The 16022-nt window shown below is 41.6% G+C and carries 13 protein-coding genes, 2 tRNA genes and 1 pseudogene; 2 read left to right on the top strand and 14 right to left on the bottom strand.

Features of this window, described 5'->3' with window-relative positions:
* Positions 1-142 precede the first annotated feature (142 nt).
* From HXT19_RS04125 to HXT19_RS04150, 6 genes are all read right to left on the bottom strand, one after another.
* Positions 143-592, bottom strand: a complete 450-nt coding sequence (locus HXT19_RS04125; protein ID WP_004113130.1) for a DUF3021 family protein — start codon at positions 590-592, stop codon at positions 143-145.
* A 77-nt stretch (positions 593-669) separates the two neighbouring features.
* Positions 670-1170: a LytTR family DNA-binding domain-containing protein gene (locus tag HXT19_RS04130; protein WP_004138033.1), complete on the bottom strand. Its 501-nt coding sequence runs from the start codon at positions 1168-1170 to the stop codon at positions 670-672.
* Positions 1171-1344: 174 nt separating this feature from the next.
* Complete coding sequence (locus tag HXT19_RS04135) at positions 1345-2166, bottom strand: histidine phosphatase family protein (protein WP_009993488.1); 822 nt, start codon at positions 2164-2166, stop codon at positions 1345-1347.
* Between the two features lie 9 nt (positions 2167-2175).
* Complete coding sequence (rsfS, locus tag HXT19_RS04140) at positions 2176-2613, bottom strand: ribosome silencing factor (protein WP_009993484.1); 438 nt, start codon at positions 2611-2613, stop codon at positions 2176-2178.
* Between the two features lie 29 nt (positions 2614-2642).
* Complete coding sequence (gene glmU / locus HXT19_RS04145; protein WP_013399648.1) at positions 2643-4058, bottom strand: bifunctional UDP-N-acetylglucosamine diphosphorylase/glucosamine-1-phosphate N-acetyltransferase GlmU; 1416 nt, start codon at positions 4056-4058, stop codon at positions 2643-2645.
* A 72-nt stretch (positions 4059-4130) separates the two neighbouring features.
* A tRNA-Arg gene (locus tag HXT19_RS04150) sits at positions 4131-4203 on the bottom strand.
* Between the two features lie 249 nt (positions 4204-4452).
* Here HXT19_RS04150 and HXT19_RS04155 point away from each other — a divergent pair.
* Positions 4453-4526, top strand: a tRNA-Leu gene (locus HXT19_RS04155).
* 287 nt (positions 4527-4813) lie between these two features.
* Here HXT19_RS04155 and pyk read toward each other — a convergent pair.
* From pyk to HXT19_RS04185, 6 genes and pseudogenes are all read right to left on the bottom strand, one after another.
* Positions 4814-6253, bottom strand: a complete 1440-nt coding sequence (gene pyk / locus HXT19_RS04160; protein WP_004113139.1) for a pyruvate kinase — start codon at positions 6251-6253, stop codon at positions 4814-4816.
* Positions 6254-6493: 240 nt separating this feature from the next.
* Complete coding sequence (gene uvrB / locus HXT19_RS04165) at positions 6494-8608, bottom strand: excinuclease ABC subunit UvrB (RefSeq protein WP_004113141.1); 2115 nt, start codon at positions 8606-8608, stop codon at positions 6494-6496.
* Between the two features lie 89 nt (positions 8609-8697).
* The gene (gene coaE, locus HXT19_RS04170) at positions 8698-9369 is read right to left on the bottom strand and encodes a dephospho-CoA kinase (protein ID WP_020759460.1); all 672 of its coding nucleotides are present in this window, start codon (positions 9367-9369) and stop codon (positions 8698-8700) included.
* A 69-nt stretch (positions 9370-9438) separates the two neighbouring features.
* Positions 9439-10011, bottom strand: coding sequence for a TM2 domain-containing protein (locus HXT19_RS04175; protein ID WP_020759461.1), 573 nt, complete (start codon positions 10009-10011; stop codon positions 9439-9441).
* Positions 10012-10235: 224 nt separating this feature from the next.
* Positions 10236-10352: pseudogene (locus HXT19_RS04180) on the bottom strand (dephospho-CoA kinase); the annotation flags it as partial.
* A 55-nt stretch (positions 10353-10407) separates the two neighbouring features.
* A complete protein-coding gene (locus tag HXT19_RS04185) occupies positions 10408-10932 on the bottom strand; it encodes a GNAT family N-acetyltransferase (protein WP_016833167.1) in 525 nt (174 codons plus the stop codon).
* Between the two features lie 529 nt (positions 10933-11461).
* On the opposite strand from HXT19_RS04185, the gene HXT19_RS04190 reads away from it, so the two are divergent.
* A complete protein-coding gene (locus tag HXT19_RS04190) occupies positions 11462-13657 on the top strand; it encodes a sialidase family protein (RefSeq protein ID WP_020759462.1) in 2196 nt (731 codons plus the stop codon).
* Between the two features lie 142 nt (positions 13658-13799).
* Here the strand turns inward: HXT19_RS04190 and HXT19_RS04195 are convergent, their stop codons facing one another.
* Positions 13800-14129: a TM2 domain-containing protein gene (locus tag HXT19_RS04195; RefSeq protein ID WP_009994376.1), complete on the bottom strand. Its 330-nt coding sequence runs from the start codon at positions 14127-14129 to the stop codon at positions 13800-13802.
* 231 nt (positions 14130-14360) lie between these two features.
* Positions 14361-15863 carry a 30S ribosomal protein S1 gene (rpsA, locus tag HXT19_RS04200; protein ID WP_004113153.1) on the bottom strand — a complete coding sequence of 501 codons (1503 nt, stop codon included), beginning with the start codon at positions 15861-15863 and terminating at the stop codon, positions 14361-14363.
* Positions 15864-16022: the final 159 nt, after the last annotated feature.

Here is a 16022-nt window from a genome sequence, read left to right on the forward strand (position 1 = left end):
AAAAATCTAACAAAACGCCGAATTTTTAGGTCTCTAATACGCGGAATACAATATCGAGTGGCGTTCGTCCTCAATGGCGAAGATGAACACCACTCAATTTTTATTTGATTAATTTTTATTTGATTATTTAATTGTCACTAATTTACTTGTTTTCTTTACGCAATGCTTGCAACCTAGCGTTCATTTCTTCCGCTTTCTTCTTCTCGAAGTAATAAATTATTGCAGCAATCGCAATCGGGAAAATAACAGTGAATACAATCCATCCGCAAATCACAGCTGGCTCATCTTTGAATGAAATCCACCCAACAATCACCGATACAATAAATTGAATAGCAATTGGTGGAACTAGCGCAAAAACGAATTTTGCGAGATTTGACATACGCTCATTCGACCAAAAAATAGCGAACACTCCATAGCCTATGCCTATAACAAACGATGCTACAGCATAAGATGCAATTCTGTTTCCAACTGCGCTATGCGCTAACAGGCTAGATACAAAACTGATTGCAGTAAAAATAGTGCACCCTATGCCAATGCCTTTGACAATGTTTTTTGCCATTGTTTTGCCTAAAGTTGTAACTTGCTTTTCCATAATAATCATTTCCTTTTTAAGTATTAAAAAATTAGTATTAAAATTTTTGATAGTTTTATATTTGACTACGCTTAAAACTACATTCCTAAGCGCTTTTTGAATCCTGCTAAGCATCTGCGACTAATCCACTCAACGCTTCCGTCGTCCATTTTTACGCTCATACTTCCGCCGAATCCTGGATCTACTCGAACAATGCGATTCAAGTTCACGATTGCGGATTTAGATATGCGCACAAACGACGCGAATTGCGGATTGTCAAAATCCATTAGGCGCTTGTAAGAAACGCACTCGCCTTTATCACTGTGGATGATTACGCGCGAATTTTCTACGCAAATCATAATCACATCTGGCTCGTGCATAACAATAATCGAATCGTTAATATAACCATATATAAATGAATTATTGTTGCTATTTTCCGCATTTACAGTATTATTTTCAGTGTTACTTGCTTTTGCATTTTTAGAATCAATGCCTTGCAAATTGGCTATAATGCGTTTAAGATTGTCGTCAATATTGTGAACTGACAATTGAGCGTGCTGCTCCTCTTCTGGCGGCACAATAGCAATCGTTACTTTCATCAAGCCTCCCTTCCGTATACTACCGTTAGCTTTTGCTAACTTTTCTTAGCTTTTGCTAGCTTTTTGTTTTGTAATTTTGACTATACGGCACTGTAAATAGTCTGTCTTTACAAAACCGCTAAACGGTAGTTTTTGGAACATAAGCGGCGAAAAATGAAAAGATTACACAGCTACTTAAGCCGCTCCCCAAATGCGAATAAGACGCTGACTTGTAGGGTCGGCTGCAGGGCCTTGATCGTAAGCATCCAAACGCCAATGGATTGAACCATCCGCGTTAAGACTTGGAATTAAACGCGCCCAACGACCGTTTCCCATTCCACCAATCGTCTTATAAGAAGGATCTACCTTGTCTAATCCAAGAAGCTTATGAACAGTTTGAGATAGGCAAGAGCCGTGCGAAAACACTAGCAAATCGCGATCCGAGCCAGTTTTGCGCGCCCAATCCTCAACAGCTTTCGCCGCGCGCTCGCCAACTTCTTGCTTAGTTTCTGCACCGTGGTTGAGTTCACCACCTTTGCCATCAACCCATGACTTAAAATCTTCAGGCCATTTTTCGTTAATTTGCTGGCGATTAAGGCCTTCCCACTCTCCAAAAAAGCGCTCGCGCACACCATTTTCAACGTGAACATTAAGCTCAATCTTATCTGCAAAAGCATGAGCTGTCTGTTGTGCGCGAATAAGCGGAGAAGCAATTGCAACAAAACTCGCGTCTGCTTCTTCTGGAGTAATGCGCACGTGCTCCTCGCTATTTGGATTCTTTGGGTCTTCTAAGTCGGAAGCTCCAAAAAGAACACGCAAAGCCTTACCAGAGCGAGTCACCTGGTCTATTCCAGACTCATCTAAAGCAATATCAATCATGCCTTGAAGTCTAAATTGTGCATTATAAGGCGTCTGGCCATGGCGAACAAGCATTACAGAACGCGCAATACCTTCGTGAGCGCTGTTTTTATTGGCATTATGCGCAATTTGCGTTGCGCTTTCAACAAAATCAACCATTATCTTGCGCTACCTTTCAGACTCTTGATCGCCATTTTGCGCATCATAGACATAATCGCCATCCGCATCGCTCTCATCATGCTCTGGAAGTTGCAAATCAATTGCAGGGCAATCATTCCACAAACGCTCAAGGCGATAAAACTCGCGCGCTTCCTCGTGCATAATATGAATCACAAAGTCGCCAAAATCAAGCAAAATCCACTGTGCTAGTTCTAAACCTTCTCGAGATAAAGCTTTACGCTTATTGTCTTTTAAGTACAAGTCTTTTTCGATTTCTTCGCTAACAGCTAAGACTTGACGCTCGTTAGATGCAGAAACAACCAGCATGGCGTCTGTAATTCCAAGCAGATTGCTAACGTCAAAAGCCTGGATATTAGTGGCTTTTAACCTATCAGCTGCAGCCGCAGCAATCCTAATCGCGTTAACAGAGCTTTCTAAAGCTGCCATTGTTTCTCCTTAACTATTGAACTATCGAACTAGCGCTCCCAAACTGGCTTCCAGCCTTCTACAACATGCTGCGTATTTTCCGAATACACCATGGAATCCGCTGGAACATCGTGACGCACAACAGATCCTGCACCCGTTGTAACTCCATCTCCAACAGTAACGGGAGCTACAAACAGGTTTCCTGCACCAACATGCGCGTTAGAGCCAATAGTCGTGTGATTCTTATGCACACCGTCGTAGTTTGCTGTAATTGTGCCACCGCCGATATTCGTGTGCTCACCCAAATCAGCGTCGCCCATGTAGCTTAAGTGTGGAACCTTAGTGCCGTTTCCAATATGCGCTTTCTTCATCTCCACAAACGCGCCCGCTTTGCTCTCCTCGCCAAGCACATTTCCTGGTCGCAAATACGTCCACGGACCAATGTTTGCAGCGCGGCAAATATGTGATTCTTGCACACGCGAGCGCTCCACAACCGCGTCTTCATCTACTTGCGCATCGATAAGCGTAGTGTATGGTCCTACAACCGCACCGCTTTTAACAATCGTTTGCCCTTGCAAGAAGCACCCTGGAAGTACCGTAACGTCTTCTTGCAAAACAACATCGTCTTCGATCCACGTGTTTTCTGGGTCTAGAATCGTTACGCCTTCAAGCATCCACTTTTCGCAAACGCGCTTGTTGTATGCTTTTGCAAGCGCAGCTAATTGAACGCGTGTATTTACGCCTTCTACTCTCAACGAATCAGCTGCCGCCATTGCTCCAACACGCCCCATTGTGCGAGCGTGCTCTAGCGCATCCGTTAAGTAAAACTCGCCTTGAGCGTTCTTGGAATTAAGGTTAGATATTGCGTCTGTAAGCACTTCCGCATCGAACACGTACACAGATGTGTTCACTTCCTTAATCGCAAGCTCTCCTGCATTAGCATCTTTGTGTTCAACAATTCTTAGCACATCACCATTTGCTTCTCGCACAATTCGCCCGTAGCCAGTGGCATCGTCTAAAACAGCGGTTAAAACAGTTGCTACATTGCCTTGATTATTGTGAAAATCAATTAATGATTGCAATGTTTGCGTGTCTAAAAGTGGCATATCACTTGCCGCAATTACCACAGAACCTTTAAGCGCACTACCACATTCTTGTTTTGAAGCTTCATTAAGATCTCGCATTGCGCACTGCACTGCCCTGCCCGTTCCAGGCTTATCATCCTGGTTCACAATACGCACGGCGTTATTGTAGCTTTGCGCAGCTGCCGACACTCGTTGCGCTTGAGCGTGCACTACAACAGCAAGCTCCTTAGGGTTTACGCCTGCCATTGCGTTCATTACGCGATTTAAGAACGTTTTTCCAGCGAACGGATGCAATACTTTCGGCGTTGTTGAACGCATGCGCGTCCCATCACCTGCTGCCAGAATTATCGCTGCGGCTACATTATCATTATGCTTTTCCACGCGCGCTCCTTGTTTTTATGAGATATTGTCGAAATGCTTTCGAAATAATACAAGAGCAGAAAATCAAACAAGTGCCCCCGACGCGATTCGAACGCGCAACCAACGGATTAGAAGGCCGTTGCTCTATCCATTGAGCTACAGAGGCGCAAGTCGCAATTATACCAAAATTCTTACATCAACACACCCAGTCTTAAATAATTTGCAAATTAATATTTCTGTTTTGACTCTGTTTTGACTCTGTTTTGATTTATATTTATTTATTTTGATTTTACTTTGGGTTTTTGGTGCTCGGCTGCTAGCGACTTTTCCGCACGCGCAACACGCGGTATATTTGATTACTCTACAAAATGTGGTATAGTCATCAAGTCGCGTTAAAACGCGGATAATTTAAGATGCCCCTGTATCCCAATTGGTAGAGGAAACAGCCTCAAAATCTGTGCAGTGTGAGTTCGAGTCTCACCGGGGGCACGTGCACAACGCCGCTTAACATTCTAAGCGGCGTTTTTGTTATCTTCTCTCTCACGCGATTTTGCACGATACACAAACGACACACCAAACGACACACTTAATCCTCGTAGCGTTTTCATTACTGCGTTTGTTCCCTTTTTGGCTCAAATGGTAAACAAACGCGGGAATAGACGACTTCGAGTTTAAATCGTAGCGTGAGAAATCACCAGATTCATGCTAAACGAAAACGCGCACCCAAAAGGATGCGCGTTTAAAAAACTAACGATTAACTAGCAATCAACTAGGGATTAATCGCAAGCACCAACGGTGTGAACGTAAATAGAGTCGGTACGACCAGCCTGGCGCTCACCCTGAGCAGTGCTCAAAACAACAATCTTGTCGCCGTCTTCAACCTTACCAGCTTCACGAAGAACCTTGTCGGTGAAGATCATAAGATCGTGACGGTTCATATCGTGGTAGTCCTCGCTAATCAAGAAGCCTTCAGTGCCCCAGCTCAAAGCCAACCAGTGATAAGTGTGCTCATTGTTGGTCAAGCCGTAGATTGGAGCAGCTGGGCGTTCGCGAGAAATGCGATGCACAGTGCGACCAGTCTGAGTGTAAGCAACAATCGCCTTAGCGTTAAGCTTGTCCGCCAAGTCAACAGCTGCAGAAGAAACTGCACCCGTGCTAGACATGTCAAGCTCCACAGATGGAATGCGATCATAGCCATTTTCAGTCGCGTATTGAGAAATACGAGACATGGTCTGAACGGTAACTGCTGGATACTTGCCGACTGCGGTCTCGTTAGATGTCATAGTTGCATCGGCGCCGTCAAGAACAGCGTTAGCGCAATCAGAAGCCTCTGCACGAGTTGGAACTGGAGAGTTAACCATTGATCCAAGAACTTCGGTAGCAACGATTACTGGCTTTGCGTATTGGCGAGAAAGCTCAATGCAGCGCTTGGTAACGAGTGGAACCTGCTCAAGTGGCATCTCCACTGCCATATCTCCACGAGCAACCATAATGCCATCAAAGGTCTTAACAATCTCTTCCAAGTTTGCAACAGCCTGTGGCTTCTCAATCTTTGCAACGATTGGAATGCGGCGGCCTTCTTCGTCCATGATTTCGTGAGCGCGATCAATATCGGTAGCAAAACGCACGAACGACATTGCAATAATGTCTGCACCCGTGCGAATAGCCCAACGAAGATCAGACTCATCCTTTTCGGTCAATGCTGGAAGAGAAACGGCAACGCCTGGAAGGTTAATGCCCTTGTGGCTAGAAACTGGGCCAGCAACAACAACCTTAGTGTGTACGTCGTTGCCTTCTACCTTGGTAACCTCAAGACGAACCTTGCCGTCATCAATCAAAATTGGATCGCCTGCGTGGCAATCTCCTGGCAAACCCTTGAAGGTTGTGGAAGTGCGATGCTCATCACCCTCAATATCGTCTGTGGTAATAACGAACTCTTGGCCCTCTTCCAAATAAACCTTGTCTTCGCCGTCAGCGTTCTTCTTGAACCAGCCGCAACGAATCTTTGGACCTTGCAAATCAACAAGAGCAGCAACATTACGACCAGTGGTCTTTGAAGCTTCGCGCACATTGTTGTAAACGCGCAAATGATCTTCAGGAGTGCCATGCGAACGGTTTAAGCGAGCAACATCCATGCCAGCTTCAACAAGCTTGGTAATACCCTCTAACGATTCGGTAGCTGGTCCAATAGTATCAACAATTTTGGCTTTTCTCATAATGCCTGCCTGTTTCCTTTGTTTATTTTTAAATGGGAAAATACCCACTTTCCGAGTAATAGTGTACCAGCAAATTGTGACCTATAGACAAAACTCGCGCTTATTTATTTATCGCGTCTATTTATTAGGCACACTTATCACTTAGCAACACTCATTTATTAAAGCACGATTACCTTGCGACTAGTCACGATTAATCACTACTAGCTTATTTATACGCGATTAACTCACGATTAATCATACTCACTTATTAGCCTCATCCATTTGACGCAATTCTTTCTTTAGATCGCGTATTTCGTCACGCAATCGCGCTGCAAGCTCGAATTGCAACTGTTCTGCCGCTGTATGCATTTGCTCACTCAGATTCTTAATCAAAGACATAATATCGTCTTGCGGCAACTCAGAAATATTCGCCATACGCTTTTCTTTACTTTGCTGCCCAAGATTCGGCTCTTTTGGCACTCCATAATGCGAGTTCCCAGCCTTATTAGCATTCCTGTAACCGCCTGCTAGCAAAGTTTGAGTATCAACATCCTCTTTAGCAAGCATGTCGTTCACGTCACTAATCTTCTTTCGCAAAGGCTTAGGGTCAATTCCGTGAGCCTTGTTGTACGCGATTTGCTTTTCGCGGCGGCGCTCTGTCTCGCTAATCGCCTTGCTCATAGCATCCGTAACAGCATCCGCATACATAAGAACAGTTCCAGAAACGTTACGAGCAGCGCGGCCAATCGTCTGAATAAGCGAGCGGTAAGATCTTAAGAAGCCTTCTTTATCTGCATCTAAAATCGCAACCAGCGAAACTTCCGGCAAATCCAAACCCTCACGAAGCAAATTAATGCCAACAATCACATCAATTTTTCCTTCGCGAAGCTCGCGCAAAAGCTCCACTCTGCGCAAAGTATCAACATCCGAATGCAAGTACTCAACTTTAATACCAAGCTCCAAAAAGTAATCAGTTAAGTCTTCCGCCATTTTCTTTGTAAGCGTAGTAACAAGCACGCGCTCATCTTTTGCAACACGCGCCTTAATCTCCGCAAGCAAATCGTCAACCTGCCCTTCCACAGGTCGAACCTCAATCTTAGGGTCAAGCAAGCCAGTTGGGCGAATAATCTGTTCAACTACGCCATCCGAAAGTCCCAACTCGTAATCTCCAGGTGTTGCCGAAAGATACACAGTTTGACCAACATGCTCCAAAAATTCTTTCCACTTTAACGGGCGATTATCCATTGCAGAAGGCAGTCTAAAACCATGCTCCACAAGCGTTCTTTTGCGCGAAGCATCGCCTTCATACATAGCTCCGATTTGCGGCACGGTTACGTGCGACTCATCTAAAACAAGCAAAAAGTCGTCTGGGAAAAAGTCAAGAAGCGTATGCGGAGGCGTGCCTGCATCGCGCCCGTCAAAATGCCTCGAATAATTTTCCACTCCTGGACACACTCCAACCTGTCGAAGCATTTCCAAATCGTACGTAGTTCGCATTTCCAAACGCTGAGCTTCCAGCAATTTATTCTGCTTTTTAAGCTGCGCAACTCTTTCGTCACGCTCTTTTTCAATCGCCTCAAGCGCGCGCTCCATGCGCTCCGGCCCCGCAATATAGTGAGATGCTGGGAAAATATGAACACTACTCTCTTGGCGAATCACTTCCCCAGTAAGCGGATGCAACATTGTAATTCTGTCGATTTCGTCACCAAAGAACTCAATTCGCACAGCTAATTCTTCGTAAACTGGAATAATCTCAACCGTATCTCCACGCACTCTAAAAGTTCCGCGCGTAAACGCAATGTCATTGCGCTTGTATTGCATGCTAACAAATTGACGTAATAAATCGTCTCGCTCAAGCTGCTCCCCAACGCTTAACATAAGCATTCGCTCGGCATACTCCTCTGGGGTACCAAGTCCATAAATGCAAGAAACAGTAGCTACAACAACGCAATCCCTGCGCGTAAGCAAATTCGCTGTAGCTGCGTGACGAAGACGCTCAACATCGTCGTTAATATTCGAGTCTTTTTCAATATACGTGTCTGTTTGCGGAATATACGCTTCCGGCTGATAGTAGTCGTAGTAAGACACAAAATAGCTCACAGCATTATCTGGCATAAGCTCGCGAAACTCCGCGCAAAGCTGAGCTGCCAAAGTTTTATTCGGCTCAATAATAAGTGTAGGCCTTTGCAAACGCTCAATTAGCCAAGCGGTTGTAGCAGTTTTACCAGTACCAGTTGCGCCCATTAAAACAACGTCGTTTTCGCCGTTTTCAATGCGATTAGCCAGCTCTTCGATTGCTTGCGGCTGGTCGCCCGAAGGCGCATACGGAGCTTTTACTACAAACGGCTTGTTTGTGCGCTGAATTTTATTCGACATTATTTTTCTCCAAGAGCATCAAGAGCATTTTATTTATTTTACTAAAACCCAACAATCGCGCGGTTGCTTGCGATTTTTCCGCGCGGTATCTAATGCTCCTTACCCATCCACGTTTTAATTTTTGAATCAACGCTTTTAAGCATAACTTCCATAGGCTTTGTAGAATCAACCACAAAATCCGCGATTTTTTTGCGCTCAATCTCTTCAACTTGATTACTTATGCGCTGCTCCGCCTGATTCTGGCTCATTTTGCGCTCGCTTATCATTCTCGCAATGCGAACATCTTTAGGTGCTTCAACTGTAATAATATGATCAAAACTAAATGGAATGCTGTCAATTACTTGCGCGAGAAGCGGAATATCGTGCACAATAACAGATCTTAAAGATGCTCGTTCACTGCAATCTTCTTTAGAAATTTTCCTAGAATACTCGCTTATATACTCACCTTCTAAAGTCTTCGCTAAATCATAAATAGCAGGATGAATAAGCGACTCAATCCTGCTTAACGCTTGCTTATGATTTACATCATCGCCAAAAATATGCTCCGCAATAAACTCGCGATTTAAAGAGCCATCATTCTTAACAGCATTTTCCCCAAAAATGCTTACGATTTTCTGCAAGACTGCGCTTCCCGGTTCCACTACTTTACGCGCTAAAACATCGTAATCTATAACAAACGCGCCAAACGAACGCAAATAATTTACTACTGTAGATTTTCCAGCAGCGATTCCGCCCGTTACAGCAATCCGCATCATTGTCATATTTTGATTATAATTAATGCCCCAGTAACTAATTACCGGGGCATTATATGCTAAATAGTAATTGTAAAATTAGTCTTGAAGTTCAGCACCATCGGCATCCTTATGCCACTTAGAACCAGGCTGAGAGCAAAGAATGCAAATTCCTTCAATAAATGCCCAAATTCCAGAAACAAAAGCCAGCAAGCCGAAAGAAAGAATAGAAATAAGAAGCTGGGCAATAGCCTTGCCTTTAAAACCAAGATAGAAATTGTGCACACCCAAAGCGCCCAAGAAAATCGCTAACAGGCCTGCAGCAATCTTGTTACGAGAGCTTCTGTATGTGTTTGATGAATAATTAGACCCATAGTTAGAGTATGAAGATGCTTGATTGTACTGAGGAGTAGACTGAGAGTACTGACCATATTGCGGCTGAGCATTGTACTGAGGCTGAGCATATGAATTCTGATTATACTGAGTCTGACCATACTGTGGCTGAGCATTGTACTGAGGCTGAGCACCATACTGGGATTGGTTGTTATATTGTGGCTGAGCCTGGTTATACTGCTGGGACTGATCATTGTACTGTGGTTGTCCGTACTGAGTCTGTCCGTCAGAGCCTGAGTAATCTCCAGTTTGCTTATCTAAATCACTCACAATAATCACACTTTCTCTCGTAAGAAATTTATTTTCTTAAAAACTGTATAATAAAAAATTAATAAATCAAAGCGTTATTACTAAAGATATTAAAAGATGCCCCGATGATTACTCACCGAGGGCATCTTATTTATAAGATTTTAGTAGAAAACTACTTCTTTTCGCTCAAAAGCTGTTCACGCAAAGCTGCGAGCTGATCGGAATCAGCTAAAGCACCTTCGGTAGAAGCCTCATTCACGCGCTAAAACATCGTAATCTATAGCAAACGCGCCAAGCGAACGCAAATGATTTGCTACTGTAGATTTTCCAGCTGCAATTCCGCCCTTTACCGCAATCCGCATCATTGTCATATTTTGATTATAAACGATACATTTCTCACAATAACGTAAGTTTTAATTGACCCAACTAAAACTTCTTATATAGCACGCAGTAAATAGACCCGTAATAAGATTTCCAATTATCGGTTAATAAACTGTATCCAAGCTTATTATAAAAATCTAAAGCAACAGCATTATTATCTTTTTCTGTAGATAAAATTATTGTTTTATATAATTTAAGATTTTCGACTTTCTTCATAAGCGCACTGCCAACGCCTATATGCTGAAACTCAGGATCTACAAACAACTCATTTAGCTCTAAGCTTTGATTGTACCAATCATAATTTTCTGATAAAAATGGCTTAATTTTATTCGCATACCAATTATCTTGTAATAATTCTATGCCATATAAAACACCGATAATACGATTATTCATTGTAGCAACAAGTAAAAGCGCACTATTGTTATCTTTCAAACTATCTAATATGCGCTCACGAACATTATCTATACGATCCAGTTCTTTAGGGAATGCTTTTAGATATAAATCTAAAATTATATTCATATTATCTTTGGCTTCTAAATAATCTAATTTTTTAATTTCAATGTTCTTCATAAAAATCCTTTATACAAGCTACTATCCGTATTACAACACAACATATTTAATCGACATATGCATATTTGATTTTACATAACCATCGTTATATAAGTACTAATTATTATTTTCGAAATATTTTCGCTTATATTCACTTAATCAATATAATTTCTTCTTTTTATCATAAAATTCAACATACGTCACATGTCATATGAATGATTTAGAATCTACAGATACGAGGTAATTGTTCTCGCAAACTATAAAGACAAAGATGTAATTTATAGGTAATTACTTATACGCCTTCAATGAAGAAAGGAATATAATGATTGGAACAGCGCATAAAGTTTGCAAAAATATTTTCTCAGCAATTCTTACATCTGCAACAATTGTGTCACTTAGCATAGGTGTAGCATCAGCAACTACCCCCCCCCCCGAACAAACTGAACCAGTAACATTTACGATTACACGTACGGATGATTTAAAAAATGATGTTCGAGTTGGGGATACGCTAAGATATAAGCTGACTTACACAAATAATACTAATCACAATGTGACTGTTTGGCCAACTAAAAGTAATCTCACTGCTGTGGCCGTTGAAGGAAATAATGGTAACTGTAGATGGAGAGATCTACAACCAGGAAAAACTGTATCATGCACGCAAGGATTCCATATAACAGAGAATTCTGACATTAAAGAAAAAGGTTTCACTCCGTCAACCGATTGGAAAATTAGCAAAGATGCAAATGGTAATGAAGTTATATCTACTCCAAAATTAATTGGCGAAAAAGTTACAAATATTAATCCAGTTCCAAGGCCTAGAAAAGACGGGGATCCTATTAGATTAGCAACAATAGGTCAAACTGTGGAAGGACTAACTGGAAAACCTTATTATAGAATACCTGCAATAGCTGAAGCTAACAATGGTTGGATTCTTACAGCTTGGGATTATCGACCAAATGGTGCAGCTGATGCCCCTAATCCAAATTCTATTGTTCAAAGAATATCTAAAGACGGTGGAAAAACTTTTGAAAAAATACAAATCGTAGCAAAAGGAAAAGAAAACTCAAATAAAGATGGACTCTCAAATAAATATGGATTCTCTGACCCTTCATATGTTGTAGACCAAGAAACAGGCAATATTTTCTTATTCTTCGTAAAATCATACGATGGTGGCGTATGGGATTCTACAGCTAGTACAGATAAAAGTGATAGACATATTTTAGACGCTGCTGTTACTTGCTCAAAAGATAACGGTTTAACTTGGAGTGAGCCAAAAGTTATAACTAAAGACATAACTAAATATCCAAAAAATGAACGAGCTAGATTTGCTACTTCTGGGCATGGTATTCAACTAAAATACGGAAAATATAAAGGTCGTTTAATACAACAATACGCAATAGTAAACAGTTCCAATGGAAGTGTGCAAAGAAACAATGAGAAGTGGCAAGCAGTATCTGTATACTCTGATGACCATGGAGTAACTTGGAAAGCTGGAAATCCAGTTGGACTAGGTAAAGAACAAAGCCATATGGATGAAAATAAGGTTGTAGAGCTTTCTGATGGAAGAATTATGTTAAACTCTAGACCACATGAAGGCGGTGCAAATAATCATAGAATCATTGCTTTTTCTAATGATGGCGGAGAAACGTATGGTAAAGCATACAAAGATGAGACACTGCCAGATCCAGGTAATAACGCTCAAATAACAAGAGCATTCCCAGATGCTCCAATTGGATCTGATGCAGCTAAAATCCTCTTATATTCATCTTCTTCTGGTTCTGGAAGAGCAAATGGCTTGATACGTGTCTCATATAATGATGGAGAAAATTGGACAGAAGAAAAGGGATTCAAGAATGGTGCAATGGCGTACTCCACTATTCAAGCTTTAAGCCAAAAAGCAGGAGGCGGCTATGGTCTTCTATATGAGGGCGATAATAATGACATAATGTATACGAGAATTTCTGCTGACTGGTTAAGTATACGTCCTAACATAACCTTAGCTTCCACAACTAAAATTAATCTATCCACCAAAGAGATAAGTCTTCCTGTGGTAAATCCTACGAGTACTAAATATGAAAATATTAAAGCTACGTCTATAAATACAAGTGATTTTACTGCATCAAGCGATTCTATAACAATCGAAGCGAATAAAACTACATATATTCCTTTGAAAATTGAAGTGCCTAAAACAGCAAAAGTTGGAGATAAACTTACTGCAAAAATTCGTATTGCGTCTGCAAACAAAAATCAAGATCGTTCAAGCACAGAATTATCATTTGAAACGAGTATAACTTTAAATGTTGCAAGTGAAACTAAAGATTCTAGTACTCAAACAGATCCTCTACCTAACAATCAATCACATACTGATACACAAACAGGAAAAGATCCTGAAACAACACAATCCGAAGAGGAGATAAATAAGAATAACAATAAACAGAATAGCAGCACATTTAACATAGATAAAGAATATTCTCAAAATTACAGAAAGGATTATTCTAATACAGACGATTCCAGAACGAATTATCATTACTCTTCAAAAGCAAAACAGGATAATTACAATGTGGATAACAACAGCATTGATAATGAAAATAATGATAAGCATTATAGCAAATCTGGCAATGCTTTAGCAAAGAATAGAGGAATGATGCAAAAAACTGGAATCAACACAACTATTCCTTATGCTTTAATGATTCTATTAATAGCTATCTCTGCAGCATTAATGAAATTAAAAAATATGCAATATTAAAGAATAAGTATATTTGCTATATTATTCATTTGTTCTAATGTTTTAGGCATAAAAAATAAAAGATGCGTTTTGGAAATTGAATTCTAAAACGCATCTTTTATTTGTAAAATTACTTATAAATCTTAATACTAAATATTTATTTTTAGTCTTTTAACTCAGCACCATCAGCATCTTTGTGCCACTTACTTCCAGGCTTTGAGCAAAGAATCAAAATACCCTCAACCAATGCCCATATTCCCGTAATAATCAACAGGAAACCAAAAGAAAGAACAGAAATAAGCAGCTGTGCAATCGCCTTTCCTTTAAAACCAAGATAAAAATTGTGCACACCTAAAAATCCTAAGAAAATCGCTAGCAAACCTGCAACAATTTTATTGCGCGAGCTTACTAAAGTTGCTTTAGCGTTTTCCTCATTATTACCATCATACGAAGGGAACTGAGGATTTTTCTGATTGTTATCAAACGTGCTCATAATCTTCACCAATCCTTTTAAGAATTATGATTAATGTTTAAAAGCATCATATAATCATTATTCTTAAAAGAAAATTAATTGTACCTATATTTAATTACAAAACTTGAGTCACAAAAATACTCGTAAAACATACTCAAAACAGTAACCAAACAGTAACCAAACATAAACAAAATTGCCCCGATGGTAACTCATCAGGGCAATTGTTAATAAACTTCTAGTAGAAAGTAGAAACTACTTCTTTTCGCTCAAAAGCTGTTCGCGCAAAGCTGCGAGCTGATCGGAATCAGCTAAAGCACCTTCGCTAGCTGCTTCAGAAGAATAGTTGGAAGCAACTTCTTCCTTCTTTTCTTCCTTAGCTGGCTTCTTTTCAGCTTCTTCGTTCTGACCATCAGCGGCTGCGGATTCTGCTGCAGCTGCGAGTTCCTTAGCGGCAAACACCTTGTGCTGCTCCCACAATTCGTGAGCTGCTGCATACTGTGCTTCCCACTCTTCGCGCTGCTGCTCGTAACCAGCAATCCACTCGTTAGTGTTTGGATCGAAGCCTTCTGGGTACTTGTAGTTTCCTTCTTCGTCATACTCAGCTGGCATGCCGTAGAGAGCTGGATCGAAATCTTCAGAATTTGGATCAACAGCCTCGTTAGCCTGCTTCAAGGAGAGCGAGATACGACGACGATCGAGGTCTACGTCAATAACCTTAACGAATACTTCTTCGCCACCCTTAACAACAGTTTCTGGGTTCTCTACATGACGGTTAGCAAGCTCGGAAATGTGAACCAAGCCTTCGATGCCGTCTTCAACGGAGATGAACACACCGAACTGAACAATCTTGGTGACCTTACCCTTAACAACCTGTCCAGGAACATGGGTACGAGCGAAGCGCTGCCATGGATCTTCCTGAGTTGCCTTAAGGGAGAGGGAGATGCGTTCGCGATCGAGATCAACGTCGAGAACCTCAACAGTGACCTTATCGCCAACCTTAACAACCTCGGATGGGTGATCGATATGCTTCCAAGAAAGCTCGGAAACGTGAATGAGACCGTCAACACCGCCGAGATCAACGAATGCGCCGAAGTTCACGATAGAAGACACAACGCCTTCACGAATCTGACCCTTCTTAAGCTGCGAAAGGAAGGTCTCGCGAACTTCGGACTGGGTTTCCTCGAGGAATTGACGACGAGAAAGTACAACATTGTTGCGATTCTTATCGAGCTCAAGAATCTTAGCCTTAATCTTCTGGCCAATGTATGGGGAAAGATCGCGAACGCGACGCATTTCAACGAGGGAAGCTGGCAAGAAGCCGCGCAAACCGATGTCTACAATCAAGCCGCCCTTAACAGCCTCAATAACGGTACCTTCAACAATACCGTCTGCATCCTTGATCTTCTCAATATCACCCCAAGCACGCTCATACTGTGCACGCTTCTTGGAGAGAATAAGACGTCCTTCCTTGTCTTCCTTAGTTACAACAAGGGCTTCGATGGTGTCGCCAACTTCAACAACATCATCTGGATCAACGTCTTTCTTGATGGAAAGTTCACGGGAAGGGATTACACCTTCAGTTTTGTAGCCGATGTCCAACAATACTTCGTCGTGATCAATCTTTACGACTGTACCTTCAACTAAATCACCATCGTCAAAATTCTTGATGGTTGAATCGACTGCCTTGATGAAGTCTTCTTCGGTGCCAATATCATTAATCGCAACCTTGGCGACTTCGTTATTATTCTCTGCCATTACTTATTAGTGGTTTCTTCTTGGGGTGGATATTACTCGATATTAAATTATGACTTTTGTACGCGCACTATGCACGCGCTCTGTCAATGTTATATATAGGCATAGCCAAAATCGCCGTTTTACTTCGGGCGTGTCGCGCTACTTGATATTTGCTACTTA

Source organism: Gardnerella sp. DNF00038 (assembly GCF_049262855.1).
GTDB lineage: Bacteria > Actinomycetota > Actinomycetes > Actinomycetales > Bifidobacteriaceae > Bifidobacterium > Bifidobacterium vaginale.